Origin of the sequence: Gibbsiella quercinecans, from assembly GCF_002291425.1 — a bacterium.
GTDB classification, from domain to species: Bacteria; Pseudomonadota; Gammaproteobacteria; order Enterobacterales; family Enterobacteriaceae; genus Gibbsiella; species Gibbsiella quercinecans.
This window is the reverse complement of sequence record NZ_CP014136.1, coordinates 1,039,852-1,057,429: the sequence shown is the minus strand read 5'-3', so window position 1 is coordinate 1,057,429 and position 17,578 is coordinate 1,039,852. Positions and strand designations below refer to the sequence as shown.

At 56.7% G+C, this 17,578-nt stretch carries 17 protein-coding genes; 5 read left to right on the top strand and 12 right to left on the bottom strand.

The features are described 5' to 3' along the window. Positions 1-17 precede the first annotated feature (17 nt). Positions 18-989: a 23S rRNA (adenine(1618)-N(6))-methyltransferase RlmF gene (rlmF, locus tag ACN28Q_RS04810; RefSeq protein ID WP_183096477.1), complete on the top strand. Its 972-nt coding sequence runs from the start codon at positions 18-20 to the stop codon at positions 987-989. 68 nt (positions 990-1,057) lie between these two features. On the opposite strand, the gene ybiO is transcribed toward rlmF, so the two are convergent. From ybiO to dps, 6 genes are all read right to left on the bottom strand, one after another. Further along, the gene (ybiO, locus tag ACN28Q_RS04805) at positions 1,058-3,271 is read right to left on the bottom strand and encodes a mechanosensitive channel protein (RefSeq protein ID WP_095845298.1); all 2,214 of its coding nucleotides are present in this window, start codon (positions 3,269-3,271) and stop codon (positions 1,058-1,060) included. A gap of 126 nt (positions 3,272-3,397) precedes the next feature. Next, positions 3,398-4,120: a glutamine ABC transporter ATP-binding protein GlnQ gene (glnQ, locus tag ACN28Q_RS04800; RefSeq protein WP_095845297.1), complete on the bottom strand. Its 723-nt coding sequence runs from the start codon at positions 4,118-4,120 to the stop codon at positions 3,398-3,400. Then, complete coding sequence (glnP, locus tag ACN28Q_RS04795; RefSeq protein WP_095845296.1) at positions 4,117-4,776, bottom strand: glutamine ABC transporter permease GlnP; 660 nt, start codon at positions 4,774-4,776, stop codon at positions 4,117-4,119. The genes glnQ and glnP overlap by 4 nt, the downstream gene beginning before the upstream one ends. A 255-nt stretch (positions 4,777-5,031) precedes the next feature. Then, a complete protein-coding gene (gene glnH, locus ACN28Q_RS04790; protein ID WP_095845295.1) occupies positions 5,032-5,775 on the bottom strand; it encodes a glutamine ABC transporter substrate-binding protein GlnH in 744 nt (247 codons plus the stop codon). A gap of 383 nt (positions 5,776-6,158) precedes the next feature. Further along, positions 6,159-6,425: a DksA/TraR family C4-type zinc finger protein gene (locus ACN28Q_RS04785; protein WP_095845294.1), complete on the bottom strand. Its 267-nt coding sequence runs from the start codon at positions 6,423-6,425 to the stop codon at positions 6,159-6,161. Positions 6,426-6,587: 162 nt separating this feature from the next. Next, the gene (gene dps / locus ACN28Q_RS04780) at positions 6,588-7,091 is read right to left on the bottom strand and encodes a DNA starvation/stationary phase protection protein Dps (RefSeq protein WP_095845293.1); all 504 of its coding nucleotides are present in this window, start codon (positions 7,089-7,091) and stop codon (positions 6,588-6,590) included. 374 nt (positions 7,092-7,465) lie between these two features. Here dps and ACN28Q_RS04775 point away from each other — a divergent pair, with 374 nt between their 5' ends. Beyond that, on the top strand, positions 7,466-7,999 hold the full coding sequence (locus ACN28Q_RS04775; protein WP_095845292.1) for a P-loop NTPase family protein: 534 nt from the start codon (positions 7,466-7,468) through the stop codon (positions 7,997-7,999). A 267-nt stretch (positions 8,000-8,266) separates the two neighbouring features. Then, positions 8,267-9,472 (top strand): aldose 1-epimerase family protein, encoded by a 1,206-nt coding sequence (locus ACN28Q_RS04770; RefSeq protein WP_095845291.1) that lies wholly within the window; start codon positions 8,267-8,269, stop codon positions 9,470-9,472. Positions 9,473-9,532: 60 nt separating this feature from the next. On the opposite strand, the gene rhtA is transcribed toward ACN28Q_RS04770, so the two are convergent. Continuing rightward, positions 9,533-10,453 carry a threonine/homoserine exporter RhtA gene (rhtA, locus tag ACN28Q_RS04765; protein WP_095845290.1) on the bottom strand — a complete coding sequence of 307 codons (921 nt, stop codon included), beginning with the start codon at positions 10,451-10,453 and terminating at the stop codon, positions 9,533-9,535. A gap of 361 nt (positions 10,454-10,814) precedes the next feature. Between rhtA and ompX the strand changes: the two genes are divergently transcribed. After that, positions 10,815-11,333: an outer membrane protein OmpX gene (ompX, locus tag ACN28Q_RS04760; protein ID WP_095845289.1), complete on the top strand. Its 519-nt coding sequence runs from the start codon at positions 10,815-10,817 to the stop codon at positions 11,331-11,333. A 103-nt stretch (positions 11,334-11,436) separates the two neighbouring features. Here the strand turns inward: ompX and ACN28Q_RS04755 are convergent, their stop codons facing one another. The 5 genes from ACN28Q_RS04755 to ltnD form a co-directional block, all read right to left on the bottom strand. Further along, a complete protein-coding gene (locus ACN28Q_RS04755) occupies positions 11,437-12,807 on the bottom strand; it encodes a GntP family transporter (protein WP_095845288.1) in 1,371 nt (456 codons plus the stop codon). A 97-nt stretch (positions 12,808-12,904) separates the two neighbouring features. Continuing rightward, complete coding sequence (locus tag ACN28Q_RS04750) at positions 12,905-13,681, bottom strand: HPr family phosphocarrier protein (protein ID WP_095845287.1); 777 nt, start codon at positions 13,679-13,681, stop codon at positions 12,905-12,907. Positions 13,682-13,683: 2 nt separating this feature from the next. Then, the gene (gene otnC, locus ACN28Q_RS04745; RefSeq protein ID WP_095845286.1) at positions 13,684-14,334 is read right to left on the bottom strand and encodes a 3-oxo-tetronate 4-phosphate decarboxylase; all 651 of its coding nucleotides are present in this window, start codon (positions 14,332-14,334) and stop codon (positions 13,684-13,686) included. Beyond that, positions 14,331-15,599 (bottom strand): 3-oxo-tetronate kinase, encoded by a 1,269-nt coding sequence (gene otnK, locus ACN28Q_RS04740; RefSeq protein ID WP_095845285.1) that lies wholly within the window; start codon positions 15,597-15,599, stop codon positions 14,331-14,333. Before otnK ends, otnC begins: the two co-directional genes overlap by 4 nt. After that, positions 15,599-16,513 (bottom strand): L-threonate dehydrogenase, encoded by a 915-nt coding sequence (gene ltnD, locus ACN28Q_RS04735; protein ID WP_095845284.1) that lies wholly within the window; start codon positions 16,511-16,513, stop codon positions 15,599-15,601. Before ltnD ends, otnK begins: the two co-directional genes overlap by 1 nt. Before the next feature lie 278 nt (positions 16,514-16,791). Between ltnD and ygbI the strand changes: the two genes are divergently transcribed. Next, the gene (ygbI, locus tag ACN28Q_RS04730) at positions 16,792-17,559 is read left to right on the top strand and encodes a DNA-binding transcriptional repressor YgbI (protein WP_095845283.1); all 768 of its coding nucleotides are present in this window, start codon (positions 16,792-16,794) and stop codon (positions 17,557-17,559) included. Positions 17,560-17,578: the final 19 nt, after the last annotated feature.

The following is a 17,578-nucleotide window of genomic DNA, read 5'->3' as shown; positions in this document are numbered from 1 at the left end:
TCAGAGAGCCCGTCACGGTGCAAAAGAAAAAGACCTTCCCACAACAAAAAAGCGGCCTGCATCCGCGCAACCGCCATCGTTCCCGCTATGATTTTCCCGCCCTGATCGCCAGTTGCCCGGCGTTGGCGCCGTTTGTCGCGCCCAATGCCTGGGGGGATGAATCTGTGGATTTTGCCGATCCGGCGGCGGTGAAAATGCTTAACCGGGCGCTGTTGCAGCACTTTTACGGCATTGCGCATTGGGATATCCCGGCAGGCTACCTGTGCCCGCCGATCCCCGGCCGCGCTGATTATCTGCACCATTTGGCGGATCTGTTGGCAAGCGCTAACGGCGGCGCGATCCCTCGCGGCAAGAACGTGGCGATCCTGGACATTGGCGTGGGGGCCAACTGTATTTACCCGATCATCGGCCAGCACGATTATGGCTGGCGTTTTACCGGCTCGGAGAACGATCCAGTATCATTAAACGCGGCCAAAATGATCGTCACCATGAACCCGACCCTGCGTAACAGCGTGCGCCTGCGCCAACAGAAACAGCCGGCGGCGATCTTCCAGGGCATTATCGGCGTGGCGGAGCGCTTTGATGCCACGCTGTGTAACCCGCCGTTCCATGGCTCGGCGCAGGAGGCCACGGCCAGCACCCGCCGCAAACTGCATAAGTTGGGCAAAGGCGAAGTGGGCGAAACGCCGGTGCAGAATTTCGGCGGCAAAAATAATGAGCTGTGGTGTGAAGGCGGTGAAGCGGCTTTCGTTTGCCAGATGGTGGCGGAAAGCGTTGCCAAAGCGGACAACTGTTTGTGGTTTACTTCGCTGATTTCAAAAAGCACCACGTTGCCGCTGATTTATCAGGCGTTGCAGCAGGCCGGGGCAGTTGAGGTGCGGACCGTTGAAATGGCGCAGGGGCAGAAGATCAGCCGTTTTGTGGCCTGGACCTTCCAGTCGCCTCAGCAGCAGGCCGAGTGGGCCGCTGCGCGTTGGGCGGCGGCATAAGCGCGTTTTAATACGGCGGCGGCAGCGTGAACGGCATGGCGTTAACACCAGCCGCCGGCGCCTACGCCTTATCTCTTGTGTTGCTCTTGCTCATCATCCCCTTCCGGGCGCTCTCCCGCCGCGGCATCCTTCTGCGAAGCGTAGGAAAGCTGCACCGCCTGCTGCGGCATGGCAATGCCGGCTTGTTCAAAATGAATCTTCACCAGCCTGTCCAGCGCATACTGCACCGCCCATTGCTTCAGCGCCTGGGTACGCACGGTGATCCGAATGGTAAATGAACGGTCAGCCAACGCCACCACGCCGCTGAAGGCCGGTTCGCCGATCAGAAAGGCCCGCACGCCGTCATCGTGTTGCAGCGCCGCCACCGCCTGCTGCAGCACTTCGGTAACGTGGTCAATGTCTTCATCGCGGCTCACCGTGTATTCGGCGCGGTAAATGCCGAACTCGCGCGCGTAGTTTGCCAGCGTGGTGATCGAAGAGTAGGGCACGATATGGTACACGCCATAGTCATCACGCAGCCCGATGGAACGGATGGTCATGCGCTCTACCGTGCCGGTGATGCCGCTGACGGTCACGTACTCACCGCTGTTCATGCCGTTCTCAAACTGAATAAACACACCGGTGATCACATCCTTCACCAGCGTCTGCGCGCCGAAGCTGATGGCCAGGCCAAGCGCCCCGGCCCCGGCCAGCAATGGCGCGATGTTGATGCCCACCTGCGACAGCACGATCATGATGGTGATGGTGCTGATTACGATGGCCAGGACGTTGCGAAACAGCGTCAGCAAGGTGCGTTCGCGCGCGCTTGGGTGCACGCTGTTGCTCACCTCCAGCGCCAAGCGGTGCTCGATCACGCTGGCCATCAGGGTCCAACTGACAACGGCGATGGCCACGATCAGTAAGATATGCAGCAGCCCGCTAATTACACGCCCACCGATGTCACTGCCTGCCCACTGGTACAGATTGAGGATATGCCAGGCGTCGAGTAAAAACAGCGTCACTGCAGCCACCACTATTACCCGCAAAATTTTCAGCCCGTTGGGAATATAGGCATTGATGCGCCGTTCCAGCATCGGATAACGGCGGTTAACATCGTCGGGCAGCGTGATGCGGCGGAAAATCCAACGGGTCAGCATACCGGAAAGCAGCGCCCCCGCGCCGATCACCAGCAGGCTTTTCACCGTGGCGGTCATCATAAAGCGCAGGCTGTTGCCAAGATCAAACTGTGACAGCACGAACAGCACCAGGAAATAGGCCATGGCCAGCAAATGCCAGACGTGCCCCAGCCCACGCAGAAACACGCTGAAGAAGGTCATCGAGCGTTCCGCCAGCAGGTTGATTTGGTGCTGAATAGGCTTGCGGTTATGCAGGATCAGGCCAAAAGCATACAGCGTTAGCGTGAGCATGATGGCCAGGTTGGTGAGCGCTGCTGCCGCGTAGCTTATTTGGGTGGCGATAATCGGCACCACCACCATCAGCCCATAGCCGATCAGGCCGCTTAGCCAGGCCAGCCGTGTATTCCAGTAACGGGCTGTCTCATCGCTAAACGGGAACGGGCGCAGGTAGCTGAAGCGTGGGGAAAAAATCAGCCGCAGCACGGCTTTGAAAAACTCAATCACCGCGAAGGCGTTAAGAAACAGCGTTTGTTGGCGGGTGATCACGGCGCTGCCGGCATTCATGTGTTGGGCGAACAGATTGCCTGCGGCCAGCGCCATCAGCAGAATCAGCAGATCAATCACAAACGCGCCGATAATCGCCGCCGGGAGCTTGTACCACGGCCCCTGCTGGCGGTGCTTAACGTGGTGGCCCCAGTCGCCCATCCGCCGGTACAGTGGGCTAACCAGGCGCCGGATCAGATGGAAAAAGGCAAATGTGACCGCCGCCGTGAGCAGGAAATAGCCCAGCGCGCGCAGAAAGTTGTCGCGATGGAACGCGCGCTTCGGGCCGGAATCAATGGTTTTTTGCAGCGTTGCCAGTTTGTGGGTAACGCTATCAAACGCGCTTTGTACCAGATCGCCAAGGCCATCACTCAAGGCCGGCGGCGGGGCGGTTTGTTGTTGCGCGGGCGCTTCACCCGCCGCTTGCTTTAGCTGGGCAATCAGGTTGGCCCGCGCCTGATCGTCTTCCAGCAGGTGGGCTAACGTGGCATAAGACGCTTTCTGTTGGTCTGCCGCAGCGGCGGCGAAGGCAGGAGGGGTGAACCAAAACAACAGCGGCAGTAATAACAGAAAGCGGCATTGGCGCAGACAGGTGGCTAATCGGGCGTATGCGTTAGGCGGCATTGTTCCTCTCTTTGTCGTGCCCAGGAAACGGGGTAAAGCAAAAAACACCCATTATAGTAGGGAATTGACCAGCGGTGCGTGGGAATCAAGATAGCGGGCGCAGTGCGCCCGCCAGAGCAGAAGCGATCAGGAAACGTGCTGCAGGAATTCGCGCAGGCGCGGGCTGGGCGGATTGTTGATCAGGGCATGCGGTTCCCCGTCTTGTGCAATGCGGCCCTTATCAATAAAGATCAGGCGCGAAGCCACCTTTTCGGCAAAGCCGACTTCGTGGGTGACGATCACCATGGTCATGCCTTCTTCCGCCAGATCCTGCATTACCTTCAGCACCTCATGGCGCAGTTCCGGATCGAGGGCGGAGGTGGGCTCATCGAACAGCATCATCTTCGGTTTTACCGCCAGCGCACGGGCGATGGCCACGCGCTGTTGCTGGCCGCCGGAAAGCTCGCCAGGGTAGTGGTGAGCCCGCTCCTCCAGCCCGACTTTTGCCAGCAGCTCGCGCGCCTGCTTCTCCGCTTCGGCCTTTTTGATGCCGCGCACGCGGATAGGGCCAAAGGCGACGTTTTCCAGCGCGGTCAGCTGTGGGAACAGATAAAACTGCTGGAAAACCATGCCGGCTTCCTGGCGGATCAGGCGCTCATCCACTTTCGGATCGTTCACTTTTAGCCCATCGACGATCAGATCGCCGCTGGTGATCTCTTCCAGCTTGTTAATGCAGCGCAGCAGGGTGGATTTCCCCGAACCTGAAGGCCCGATGATGACGACGACTTCGCCCTGGTTAATCTTCAGGTCGATATCATGCAGCACTTTGGTTTGGCCAAAATGTTTAGAGACGTTTTTAAATTCGATCACAGGATTTTCATCCTTCTTTCCAGGCGGCGCAGAATAAAGCTCAGCACCAGGGTAATAATCAGATAGATAACCGCCACGGCGCTCCAGATTTCCAGGGCGCGGAAGTTACCGGCAATAATTTCCTGCCCTTGGCGGGTCAGTTCAGCCACGCCGATCACGATAAACAGTGAGGTGTCTTTAATGCTGATGATCCACTGGTTACCCAGCGGCGGCAGCATGCGGCGCAGCGCCAGCGGCATGATCACGTAGCGGATGGTTTCGCGGCGTGACAGGCCAAGCGCCAGCCCGGCTTCGCGAAAGCCCTTATGGATAGACAGCACGGCGCCGCGGGTGATTTCAGCAATATAGGCGCCGGAGTTGATCATGATGGTGACCACCGCCGCGCTGAAAGGATCGATCCGCAAATCCGTAAACGCCATCGGCAGGGCGAAGTAGATAAACATCACCTGCACCACAATCGGCGTACCGCGGATAACTTCGATAAAGACCAACGCAATATGGTTGCTGATCCAACCGCCGTAGGTGCGTGCAAAGCCGGCGATAAGGCCGATGATAAGGCCGCCAACCAGACCGAGGACAGAAATCCACAGGGTCATTTTGGCGCCTTCTAACAGGATTGGGATGGCGGGCCAAATGGCGCTCCAGTCGAACTGCATGGTGTTTTCTCCCAGTGTTCCCAAGGGGAATCAGGTACGACAAAACGTGTCGTGGTTAAATCAGTTGGCCGCGAACAGGGCTGTACGCGTAACAACAGGCCGTATACGGCACCTTCACGCTGCCGGGCCGGGACGGCCGTGTTTGCCGCCGCGCCCAGCAGATTTGCCACCCGAAGGGGCCCCTGAGGGAACCTGCCGGATGGCGTTGGTGACTGCTTGCAAAATCTACGGATGCACGCTTGTGCGTGTTAGCCGTTATTTCGGCTCAACGCCAAACCATTTTTTGTAGATTTCGTTGTAGGTGCCGTTCTCACGCAGGGTTTTCAGCGCGGTATTCACTTTGTCGCGTAATTCGTTGCTGCCTTTCGGGAAGGCGATACCGTACTGTTGCGCTTCCAGTGATTCGCCAACCGGTTTGAATTTGCCGGCGCCGGCGGTCTTGATGAAATACAGGATGTTCGGCGTATCGTGCAGCACGGCATCCGCACGGCGGGTGCCCAGTTCCATGTAGGCGTTATCGATATTCGGGAACTGGCGCAGGTCTTTGGTCTTGATGTGTTGTTTGGCGTAATCCACGGAGCCGGTGCCGCTCTTCACCGCAACCACTTTGCCGTTCAGATCGTCAATGCTTTTAATGCTGTCGTTGCTGGCGTTCACCATGATCAGCAGACCGCTTTTGTAATAACCATCGGAGAAGTCGATGGCCTTTTTGCGCTCGTCGGTGATGGTGATGCCGGCCAGCGCCAGGTCAACGTTTTTGGTTTGCAGAGCCGGGATGATACCGCTGAAATCCATAGGCTTGAGGGTGTAATCCAGCTTCAGCTCTTTGGCGATAGCGGCCCATAGGTCAATATCAAAGCCGACGTATTTGTCGCCCTGCTTGAATTCAAAGGGAACGAAGGCGGTGTCGGTTGCGACAACCAGTTTTTCTGCTGCGTGGAGGTTTATGGCGAAAGCCAGGGAAAGTGTGGCGAGAGTAACTTTAAAAATTGACTTCATGAGCGGTATTTCCTGTACAGGTTGTGGGTGACCCATTTTTTATATTGCAGCCATTGCCATGAAAGATTCGTGCCATGTTTTAATATTTTATTAAAACAACGGGTTGGAATACGGCATGGTGCAATAACCGTGAATTTCTCCGCAATTGCACCGTTTATGATCACCAAAATGGTGCATCAATCCATGGTGGTGCATGAGAATTATGATTAACTGAATAATGGCGGGAAAACAACCGATAATTAACCATGTTGCCGTAATACAGATAACTAACGCTAACTTTTCTGGCGAAAAAATGTTGCATTTGGTGCAAGTGCAGCCGCATAAGCAGCCAGAAAAAAGAAACGCCAGGCGTTGGCGGTGCCTGGCGAGGAGGGAATGCGGGGTTAGCGCAGTTGGCTGTCTTTGCTGCCGCGGCGGTTGTACAGGCTGGCCGCCGCCTGCTTTTTGTCTTTTTCACTTTGACAGGCCAGGCAAAAGCGCACGCCTTTTAGCGCCTGGCGCCGCGCGAGTGGAATTTCTTCCCCACATTCCTGGCAATAATGCTCGCTTTCACCCTGCCCAAGGGCATGGCGCGCGCGCTCAACCGCATCTTCTACGGTGGAGTCTATTTGATCTTGCACCGCACCGTCAGCTGCCCATCCGCTTGCCATAGTGACCTCTCTTTGTTGCTGTTACACGGATTACTATGGGGTGTTTTTTGTACAATTCAATCGCCATTGACGCAAAAAAACAGGCCGGTTTTACACCCGGCCTGTTTACACACAACATGCTCACTGTTGCCCGTGGGCTGCCTGTTTTAAGGCCGCGCACATTTATTCAATATTGGACTCGATGAACCACAGGAACTTGTCCAGTTCGCGCGAAGCGGCGGTAAACATGTCGGCGGTATCTTCGTCTTCCACTTCGGTAATGGCTTTACGGATGTCGTTGGCCACGGCACCGTAGCGATCGGCCAATGCCTTCAGGTGCTCCTGAACCGTATGGATGTTGGTTGGGTAGCTTTTCAGCGGCGTTTTATCATTAACAACCTGCACGGTACCCAGTGCGACACCACCCAGTTGCACAACGCGTTCTGCGAAGATGTCCTGATGATTGGTAATGGCGGTTCTGAAACCATCCAGCATTTCATGGACACCGATGAAGTTTGCGCCACGCATGTTCCAGTGCGCCTGTTTGGTGATCAACGACAGATCGATGAACTGGATAACCTGTTCATTCAGGGCCTTGATGGTGGCCTGTTTGGTTTTCTCATCCACATCATTGCGCGTGAATAGTAGATCAGAAGATTTCGTTTTCACCAGTTTAGCGGTACTCATATCTGATATCCTCTTGATTAATTGTTGTCATATTTCGCTACGGATTTAAGTATAGCAGCGATATTTTTTTTTGCTGGCGGAGTGTGGCTATTGGATAAATAGGCAGGAACAGGTTGATTATTTTTATTGCCAGGGGTAATTTTTCTCGAAATTGTAAACCCTGCTGATTATTAAAGAGTTATCTATTTGCCTTTTGCGGTTGGTAATTATTCTTAATATCATTTCGGCTAATAATATTCGCCTGAAAATGCCGCCGCGTACAGCCATTTTTATTCATTACATTATTTTCTGGTTTATTCGCAGATAATTCATATTGATAGCGTATCTTTGCCCTTATAAAATGTGCTCCCTCCTGTGAATGGCCTGGCTGAAAAATGAAAATCAACGTCGTCGGAACCAGCGGCAGCGGTAAAAGCACCGTGGCGCGCCAGTTGGCGCAGAAGTTTGCCGTGCCCTATATCGAGATGGATCTGCTGTTTTGGCGCCCGGCATGGCAGGGCACGTCGGACGAGGAATTTCTGCTCAAGGTTGAGCAAACGCTCGCTGCGGCGCCGATGGGCTGGGTGTTGGATGGTAACTACACCCGGACGAAGCCGATCAAATGGCGCGAGGTGCAATGGGTGGTATGGGTGGATTACGGTTTCTGCCGCACCCTCTGGCAGGCGATACGCCGTGCGCTGCAGCGGTCATGGCGCCATACCGAACTGTGGCCGCACACCGGCAACCGGGAAAACTTTCGCCGGTCTTTTTTCAGCCGTGATTCCATCATCCTCTGGACGTTAAAAACCTACCGTAAAAACCGTGCCAAATACCTGGCCGATATGCAGGATGCGCGCTACAGCCACATCCGCTTTATCCATTTGCGTTCCCCGCGCCAGACGGCTGCCTGGCTGCAGACGCTGCCTTAAATATCCGTTACGCAAATATGACGGCATCGTTTTTGCTGAAGCGGCTTCAGCTATTTCAGCAATTCAATTAATGGCGATCGAACGTCTATTTTCATGCTTTCCTCGGCAAATTTGCATCGATAAGTATGATCCGTATCACGTAAATATTTTTCTGTTAATCGATGTAGCAGAAAAGTGACCCGCCTCGCATTTTCATTTAGCGCGAAAACCTACCTTTATCGAGGACAAAGCTAAAACCATTCAGCTAAAACAGATAAGGAATCATCAATGAAAACGTTTCTTGCAGTCTCAATCGCGCTCTCGCTGGTTTCCGGCTATGCCAGTGCTGAAACTATCGTGTTGACAGATAACGAAAATGGCATTGAACAAGGCAATTGGCAGATCGACAGCCAAAAGCTGAACATCCCCGGTGCCCGCTTCAGCATTGAACAGAAGGTGTTGCACGGCGGCAAGCAGGAAGGCTCGAAAGTGATCACACTGACCAGCCCGGGGCTGACCATTGCGCTTAGCCCGACACGCGGTATGGACCTGCTGCACGTTAACGGCTCTGGTGTGCGTCTGGGTTGGGATTCCCCGGTGACGGATGTGGTTAACCCGGCCTATATCAACCTGGAAAGCCGCGGCGGCCTGGGCTGGCTGGATGGTTTCAATGAAATGGTGGTGCGCTGTGGCTATGAATGGACCGGCCACCCCGGCGTAGACAACGGGACGCTGTATACGTTGCACGGCCGGGCCGGCAATACGCCGGCATCGAAGGTGGTGGTGGAAATTTCGGAAAAGGCACCGTATGAAGTCCGTATCCGCGGCTTGCTGAAAGAGAACACCTTCAAGAAAAGCAATCTGGAAACCTGGACTGAACTGCGGTACGTGCCGGGCGCACAGTCATTTACCCTTCACGATCGCCTGACCAACCGCGCTGACTACCCGCGCGATTACCAGATTATCTACCACAGCAACTTTGGTACGCCGATCCTCGGTGAGGGCGCAACCTTCAGCGCGCCTATCAAGCAGATCTCGCCTTTCAACGACTATGCCAAAGCCGGGCTGAAAGGCTGGCATACGTATCAGGGGCCAACCAAAGACTTTGATGAGATGGTGTTCAATATCGTGCCGTTGGCCGATGCACAGGGGAAAACGCTGGCGATGCTGAATAACAAGCAAGGCGATCGCGGCGTGGCGATTGGCTTTGATACCCATCAACTGCCGGTGCTGACGCTGTGGAAAAACACCGATACTGAACGCCAGGGCTACGTCACCGGGATTGAGCCTGGCACCAGCTACGCTTATCCGGTGAAAATCGAGCGTGAGCAGGGGCGTATCAAACAACTGCAGCCGGGGCAAAGCACCGATTTTGAGCTGACCTACACCCTGCTGAAAGATGCTGAACAGGTGAAACAGTATCAGCAAAAAGTAAAAGCGCTGCAGGGCGATCAAGAAGTGAAACTGGTGGAAACGCCGATCGCCGTTGAATAGCCCTTCGCTTCGCCGCGTGATGTGATGGCAATGCCGGCTTTCATGCCGGCATTGCTTTTGCTAGGAAAGCGGCTCAATCCGCGTTTGGGTTTTGAGCGTCAGGGTGGCGCCAATGGAGGCGATGATAATTGCCGCCAGCGCGGCCCATTGCACCGGCGTCAGGTGTTCGTTCAGGAACACCATGCCGGACAACGCCGCCAGCGCCGGTTCCAGGCTCATCAGGGTGCCGAATGTGCGCGCCGGGATTTTGGGCAAGGCGATGATTTCCAATGAATAGGGCAATGCGGTGGACAACACGGCGACCGCAATCGCCAGCGGAAGAATATCCAGGTTCAGCAGCGCGCTGCCGGCATGCCAGGCACCGATGGGGCAAAATACGGCGGCGGCGATCAGCGAGCCAATGGCTGCCGTTCCCGGCCCATGGTTCCCCCCGGCCTTTTGGCCAGAGATAATGTATATCGCCCAACAGGTGCCGGCACCCAGGGCGCAGGCAGCGCCTAATGGATCGATAGCGCCCACGTTATGGCCCAGCGGCAGCAGAAACCCCAACCCGGTAACGGCCAACATCACCCAGATAAAATCGACCGGGCGGCGGGATGAGCACATGGCAAGCGTCAGTGGGCCGGTGAATTCCAGCGCGACGGCGATCCCCAGCGGCACCGTGCGTAATGAAAGGTAAAACAGATAGTTCATCGCCCCCAACGACAGGCCATAAATCAGCAGCGGCAGGCGGTTGCCCACGCTTAGCCGCATGCGCCAGGGGCGGAAGATGATAAACATGATCAGGGTGCCGATACTTAGGCGCAGGGTGGTGATCCCTTCGGCGCCGACTAGCGGGAACAGGCTTTTCGCCAGCGAGGCGCCCACCTGGGTGGATACAATGGCAATCAGCAAGCCGCATATGGGCAACAATGTGGCGGGGGTGTTGGTGCTCACGAGGATGGCATCCCTTTTATCCTTATTAAGCGTCCTTCGTATCATCCCGGCTTCAGGAAAGCAATTCGTAAATAAGTGTATGTCAGTGTAAATGTGCGGGGATATATCGCTGTGAAAAGTTCGTGAAGAAGCAGAACTGACGGGGGTTTCCGCCATTTAGCATAAAAAAAGCACAGCTTATTCGGATTTATCTGGATATTAAAACCGTGATTTTCGTCATGAAAGCTTCTACAATCCGCGTGGAAATCGAGCAAAAATAGAGGGATACACTATTCTTGAAACCTCCTGTTACACGATATTAAGTGTTAGACACTTAATTATTGGCGGAGTTTCGCTCTGTTTTTTGTTATATTTTCAACTGAAGTTACAAGGTTGTATTAAATAAAAAAACGAGTTTGAGGTGGTTATGAAAAAAATTGCATGTCTTTCCGCAGTAGCAGCATGTGTATTAGCAATGAGCGCAGGCAGTGCCTTTGCTGGCGAAAGCACCGTATCTGCCGGTTATGCGCAAGGCGATTTTCAGGGCGTAGCCAATAAAGCTAACGGCTTCAACCTGAAATACCGTTATGAATTCGACAACAGCCCGGTTGGCGTGATTGGTTCCTTCACCCACCTGGAAAAAGACCGTTCCGAATTCGGCCAATACAAAAAATCACAGTATGACTCGATCACTGCCGGCCCGGCTTACCGTTTCAATGACTGGGCGAGCATCTATGGTGTGATCGGTGTTGGTTACGGTAAAAACGTAAACAACGCGCAGGATGGTTCTGACCGTGCTGGCAACAGCGACTATGGCTTCAGCTATGGCGCTGGTATGCAATTCAACCCAATTCAGGACGTGGCGCTGGACGTCGGCTATGAACAAAGCCGTATCCGTAGCGTTGACGTAGGCACCTGGAACGTAGGCGTAGGTTACCGCTTCTAAGTTCCGGTTCCCTGGCGTTGGGCCACGGGTATTCCAGAGAATATTAATGCCAGTCAGCTACGCTGACTGGCATTTTTTCGTTATAACGGCCGGGGGTTCTTTGCTACACCACCAGCCACAGCAACCAGGTAAAGACAAACCCACACAGCCCAAGCACCGTGGTCAGCACCGTCCAGGTCTTCAACCCATCCGCTACCGAAAGCCCCAGATATTTGGTCACAATCCAAAAGCCTGAATCGTTGACGTGTGAAAGCCCCAGCCCGCCAAAACAAATAGACAGCGTAATCAACACCAGCTGAATCGGGTTCAGCCCAATCACGGCTTCAGACAGCAGCCCGCCGGTGGTGAGGATCGCCACCGTGGCCGAGCCTTGCGACGCCCGCAGCGCCAGCGAAATAATAAACGCCGCCGGGATCAACGGCAGGCCGAGCGTGCTCAGCACATCAGCCAGCGCTTTCCCCACCCCGGATTCCACCAGCACCTTGCCGAAAACCCCGCCGGCGCCGGTCACCAGAATCACCACGGCGGCCGCCGGCAGCGCGGCGCCCATCACGTCGCTGGTATGTTGCAGGCTCCAGCCGCGGCGGATTGCCAGGAAGTAAAACGCCAGCGCCAGGGCGATCAGCAGCGCGACGGCAGGGGAGCCGAGCAGGGACAACGTATCACGCAGCGGGGAGCCGGCCGCCAGCAGCGTGGACGACAGGGTGCCCAGCATGATAATGGCGATAGGGATGACGATCAGCGCAGAAACCAGGCCGGCGCCCGGCGGGTTGATGCGATCGCTGATGGGCGGCGCGCCTTGCGGCGTCGGTTCCGGCGCCGCCAACTGCAGCTGTTCCAGCACTTCGACGGATAACGGGTACTGGGTGCGGTTCATGTATTTGGCAACGTAGTAGCCAATCACGCCGACCGGTATACAAACCGCCGTGCCGATGATGGTGAGCCAGCCAACGTCTGCATTCAGGATCCCGGCTGCAGCGACCGGGCCGGGGTGCGGCGGCAGCGCCACGTGCACCGCCAGCATCACACCGGCCATCGGCAGGCCGAATTTTACCGGCGACACTTTCGCGACTTTGGCAAAGCCATAGATGATCGGCGCCAGAATGATAAAGCCGACGTCAAAGAACACTGGGATGCCGAGGATAAACGCAGCGATGGTCAGTGCGGCAACGGTATGTTTCGGCCCCATGATTTGGCTGAAACGCTGCGCCAGTGATTCTGCGCCGCCGGATTGCTCGATCATCCGGCCCAGCATGGCGCCCAGGCCGATGATGATCGTCACGGAGCCGAGCACGCCGCCCATGCCGGCGGTCATGACTTTCATTACCTCGCCGGTGGGGATACCGCTGGCCAACGCCACCAGCAGGCTGACCAACAGCAGCGCGACAAACGGCTGTATTCGGGCTTTGATGACCATCAGCAGTAGCAGTGCTACACCAGCGATGGCGATTAACAGTAGCATTGAGGTAGACATAGCATTGCCTTTAATCGGGTAAGAGTTCGGTACCGCGATCGCCCGTTAAGGGCGATACGGAAAAATGTTTAGTGTCTAATTAGATTATTCGGGGCGGTTACAGATAAGGTTGAACCCAGCCCAGGCCGGCGGTGGTTGCGCCGCGCGGTTTGTACTCACAGCCGATCCACCCTGGGTAGCCGCTGCGATCCAGCAGCTCAAACAACCAGGGATAGTTCAACTCGCCGTCGTCAGGTTCATTGCGCGCCGGTACTGAAGCAATCTGGATGTGGGCATAGCGCCCGGCCAGGGTTTCAATCAGCCCGCTGATGTTGCCGTCCACCAACTGGGCGTGAAAGAAATCGAACTGAATAAACACGTTCGGGCGATCGATGTCTTGCTGCAATTGGGCGGCCTGGTGCTGGCTGCTGAACAGATAGTTGGGTTTTACTTGCGGGCTCAGCGCTTCAATCAGCACCTTGATGCCGTGGCCGGCAAAGCGATCGGCGGCATAGCGGATATTGCTGATAAAACTATCGCGGTAGCGCGCCCACTCTTCACCAGGCGGCACCACACCGGCCATCACGTGCACATTCGGGCATTGCAGGGCGATGGCATATTCCAGCGCTTGATCGATATCGGCTTGCGCATCCCGTTCACGGCCGGGCAGCGCCGCCAGCCCCCATTCGCCTGCGTGGGTATCGCCGGGCGCGGTATTAAACAGCACTTGTTGCAGGCCGTTCTCCTGCAGCTTTTGCGCCAGCAGCGCCGGCGGGTAGTCATAGGGGAACAGGAACTCCACCGCTGTGAAGCCGGCCGCCGCCGCTGCGGCGAAGCGATCCAGAAACGGCAGTTCACTGAACATCATCGATAAGTTGGCAGCAAATTTAGGCATAATCAGCTCCGTAACTCGGCAATTTCATCGTCGGTTAAATAACGGATTGGGCGGTCACCGAGAGTGAAAATCAGTTTTGCCGCGTCTTCCATCTCTTCAGTATTGTCGGCCGCCGCCCGCAGGCTTGATCCGGTGACCACCGGCCCGTGGTTGGCCAACAGAAATGCGCGATACCGGGGCGCCAGTGCGGCCAGATCGCGCGCCAGGCGTTCATCGCCGGGGCGGTAATAAGGCACCAGCGGTATCTCGCCCACCCGCATCACCACGTAGGGGGTAAAAGGCTTGATCACGTTTTGTGGATCTATCCCCTGAAGGCAGGAAAGGGCCGTCAGGTAGGTGCAGTGTAAGTGCACCACGGCTTTGCACTGCGGATTGTTCAGGTACAGCGCCCGGTGGAAGCTGGTCTCTTTCGACGGTTTGTCGCCGGAGATCCACTCGCCGGCCAGGCTGACTTTTGATAAGCGCTCGGCCTGTAATTCCCCCAGGCAGGAGCCGGTTGGCGTCGCCAATAGCGTGCCGTCTGGCAGCAGCAGCGAAAGGTTGCCCGCGGAACCGGTGGCATAGCCGCGTGCAAAGAAAGAAGCGCCAAGGCGCACCATCTCTTCACGCGCCAACTGCTCATCGGATGGCGCGGATTTTTGCGAAAATGTCATACTGGGAACTCCGTTTGCGCCCTGGCGAAAAAGTTTTCATCGCCAAAATTGCCCGATTTCAGGGCCAGTGAGACAGGTTGTTCGATCGCGCGTACCCACGGCACGCCGGGTGAGATGCTCGGGCCGATATGGAAACCGCCGATCCCGAGCGCCTGGGTGACCACGCCGGCGGTTTCGCCCCCGGCGACGATAAAGCGGTTGAAACCGGCCTGCTGCAGCAGTTGCACGGTTTCGGCAAACAGTGCTTCCACGGCGTGGCTGGCGGCATCGGCCCCGTATTGCTGTTGGATCTGGCGCAGCGTTTCCGGTTCGGCGGTGGCGTAGAGCATCGGCGCCAGCGTATCTGCCGCATGCTGTTGCAGCCAATCGCCGAGCTGGCGTGCATAATCATGTCGCTCGGCGGCGTTGATGCAGCGCGCCACGTCGATGGCTTGCGCCGCGGCCTGTTGGCGGTAATGCGCCACCTGTTTGTTGGTCATGGTTGAGCAGGAGCCGGAGAGTACCACGGCCTTTTTCCCTTGTGGCGCGCCGGCGGCCTGCGCCAGGCGTTGATCCTGCCCGGCATCAGCCCATTGCCGCGCCAGGCCGATGGCCAGGCCGGAACCGCCGGTGACCAGCTTCATCCCTTTCAGCGCTTCCCCCTGGGCCAGCAGGTGCTGTTCATTCAGGGTATCCAGCACCGCATAGCGCACCCCTTCGCCTGCTAAAAGCTGCAGCTTTTCCTGCACTGCCGCCGCACCGCGATCCATCACCGCCGCGTTCACCAGCCCGCAGCGGCCGCTGGCTTGCGCTTCCATTAATTGCAGCAGGTTGCTGTTGGTCATCGGCGTTACCGGGTGATGGCGCATGCCGGACTCCGACAGCAACTGTTCCATCACGAACAGATATCCCTGATAAACGGTGCGGCCGTTAACCGGCAGCGCCGGGGATATTACCGTCAGGTTCTCGCCCAATGCCTCGAGCAGCGCATCGGTCACCGGGCCGATATTGCCCTGGGCGGTGCTGTCGAAGGTGGAGCAGTATTTGAAGTAAAACTGGCGGCAACCCTGGCGCTGTAGCCAGGCCAGCGCCTGAAGTGACTGCTCAACGGCCTGCGGCGCCGGGCAGGAGCGGGTTTTCAGGCTGATAACCACCGCCTGGGCGCCGGCCGGCGCGCTGCCTTGCGGCACGCCGTTGAGCTGCACCGTCGGCAGGCCATTGTTCACCAGGAAGCTGGCGATGTCGGTGGCACCGGTAAAATCGTCCGCGATAACGCCAAGCAACATTAGCTATTCTCCTGGTTAGACGGCAGTTCGATGCCGGCGAAAATTTTGATCACTGCGCTGTCATCCTCTTTACCGTAGCCGGCGTTGCTGGCTGCGGTAAACATATTGAACGCCGTGGAAGCCAGCGGCAGCGGGAAGTGCAGCATTTTGGCGGTGTCCGTCACCAGCCCCAGATCCTTAACGAAGATATCGACGGCGGATTTGGGCGTGTAATCGCCTTCCACCACGTGGCGCATGCGGTTTTCGAACATCCAGGAGTTGCCGGCGGCGTTGGTGACGACGTCGTACATTACGTCCAGCGGAATGCCGGCGCGTGCCGCCAGCGCCATCGCTTCCGCCCCGGCGGCGATATGCACCCCGGCCAGCAACTGGTGGATGATTTTCACCGTGGCGCCCAGGCCAATTTCCGCGCCAATGCGGTAAACCTTGCCGGCCACCGCATCCAGCACCGGCTGCAACTGCGCGAAGGTGGCTTCCGCGCCGGCCGCCATCACCGTCATCTGGCCTTCGGCGGCTTTGGCCGCACCGCCCGAAACCGGGGCGTCCAGCATGTTCAGCCCCAGCGCTTGCAGTTGGCGCTCAATATCTTTGGCATCGGCGGCGGAAATGGTGGACGACACCATGACTGCCGTGGCGGGCTTCAGGCGGGGCGCCAGGCCGTTTTCGCCGAACAGGATTTGTTTTACCTGTGCGGCATTCACCACCAATAGCAGCACGGCATCCAGCTCGGCGGCAAACGCGTCGGCGCTGGTGGCGGCCTGTTTAGCCCCGGCTTGTTGCAGTGTCTTCAGCGCCTGCGGGTTAAGATCGACGCCGTAGGTGTTCAGCCCGGCGCGGATGCAAGACTTGGCCGCACCCATGCCCATTGAACCCAAGCCTACGATGGCTACAGAGTAATGCGTTGATGTTGTCATTGTGCACCTTTGTTAATTTTGGTGATATTTTGTTTTGTTGTGTTAAATATAAGCGTGTTTTCGCCGGGAGTTGGTGATCGTTCTCACAAATGTTAACATTGTGTAAGAACGGATAGAGGAAGGTAAAAAGAGTGATTCCTGTATCTATTTGTTTATTAAATTATTTAGGGTGATTCGGGGCGGGTTTCGTTTGGTTTGCCCGGCGATGAATACTGTTTCGGCACATAATTTGACGTAACATCACAATTATTATCACTGCGGTTAACGAGAGAGAAGACGTGATACCTGTAGAACGCCATCAACAAATCCTGGCGCTGGTCGCGGAACGCGGCGTGATCAGCATAGCGGCGCTGACCGAACGGCTTGGCGTATCCCATATGACCATTCGGCGCGATCTGCAAAAGCTGGAAGCTCAGGGCACGGTGGTGACCGTGTCCGGCGGTGTGCAAGCGGCGGAGCGCGTGGCGATCGAGCCTTCGCATCAGGATAAGGAGGGTATGTTCAGCCAACAGAAAGCCGCTATCGGCCAACTGGCCGCGCGCCAGATCCCGCTGAACAGCTGCGTTTATCTGGATGCAGGCACCACCACGCTGGCGCTGGCAAGGCAACTGGGCGATCGCAGCGATTTAACTGTGGTGACCAATGACTTTGTGATTGCCAGCTACCTGATTGAGTTCAGCCGTTGCCAGATTATTCATACCGGCGGCACCGTCTGCCGCGAGAACCGCTCCTGTGTGGGGGCGGCTGCGGCGCAGGCGCTGCGCAACCTGTTTATCGATCTGGCCTTTATTTCGGCTTCTTCATGGGGGCTGCGGGGCCTGTCGACGCCGAGCGAAGACAAAGTGATGGTGAAACAGGCGATCGCCGAGGCCAGCCGCCGCCGTATTTTGCTGAGCGATACCTCGAAATACGGCAAAGTCGCCACCTATCTGGCGCTGCCGCTTTCGGTGTTTGATACGGTGATTACCGACGAGCATTTGCCGGAAGCCGCACGGGAAGCGTTGGGGAAAGCCGGCATTGCGCTGATGAGCGCGAAAAGCGAGTAAATTGCCCCGGAGCGCAGGC

What these genes read in the sequence shown, in the direction of transcription:
- ybiO (WP_095845298.1), bottom strand. Translation starts at nt 3,271, where the DNA reads ATGCCGCCTAACGCATACGCCCGATTAGCCACCTGTCTGCGCCAATGC.
- glnP (WP_095845296.1), bottom strand. Translation starts at nt 4,776, where the DNA reads ATGCAGTTCGACTGGAGCGCCATTTGGCCCGCCATCCCAATCCTGTTA.
- glnH (WP_095845295.1), bottom strand. Translation starts at nt 5,775, where the DNA reads ATGAAGTCAATTTTTAAAGTTACTCTCGCCACACTTTCCCTGGCTTTC.
- ACN28Q_RS04785 (WP_095845294.1), bottom strand. Translation starts at nt 6,425, where the DNA reads ATGGCAAGCGGATGGGCAGCTGACGGTGCGGTGCAAGATCAAATAGAC.
- dps (WP_095845293.1), bottom strand. Translation starts at nt 7,091, where the DNA reads ATGAGTACCGCTAAACTGGTGAAAACGAAATCTTCTGATCTACTATTC.
- ACN28Q_RS04775 (WP_095845292.1), top strand. Translation starts at nt 7,466, where the DNA reads ATGAAAATCAACGTCGTCGGAACCAGCGGCAGCGGTAAAAGCACCGTG.
- ACN28Q_RS04770 (WP_095845291.1), top strand. Translation starts at nt 8,267, where the DNA reads ATGAAAACGTTTCTTGCAGTCTCAATCGCGCTCTCGCTGGTTTCCGGC.
- rhtA (WP_095845290.1), bottom strand. Translation starts at nt 10,453, where the DNA reads ATGATACGAAGGACGCTTAATAAGGATAAAAGGGATGCCATCCTCGTG.
- ompX (WP_095845289.1), top strand. Translation starts at nt 10,815, where the DNA reads ATGAAAAAAATTGCATGTCTTTCCGCAGTAGCAGCATGTGTATTAGCA.
- ACN28Q_RS04755 (WP_095845288.1), bottom strand. Translation starts at nt 12,807, where the DNA reads ATGTCTACCTCAATGCTACTGTTAATCGCCATCGCTGGTGTAGCACTG.
- ACN28Q_RS04750 (WP_095845287.1), bottom strand. Translation starts at nt 13,681, where the DNA reads ATGCCTAAATTTGCTGCCAACTTATCGATGATGTTCAGTGAACTGCCG.
- otnC (WP_095845286.1), bottom strand. Translation starts at nt 14,334, where the DNA reads ATGACATTTTCGCAAAAATCCGCGCCATCCGATGAGCAGTTGGCGCGT.
- otnK (WP_095845285.1), bottom strand. Translation starts at nt 15,599, where the DNA reads ATGTTGCTTGGCGTTATCGCGGACGATTTTACCGGTGCCACCGACATC.
- ltnD (WP_095845284.1), bottom strand. Translation starts at nt 16,513, where the DNA reads ATGACAACATCAACGCATTACTCTGTAGCCATCGTAGGCTTGGGTTCA.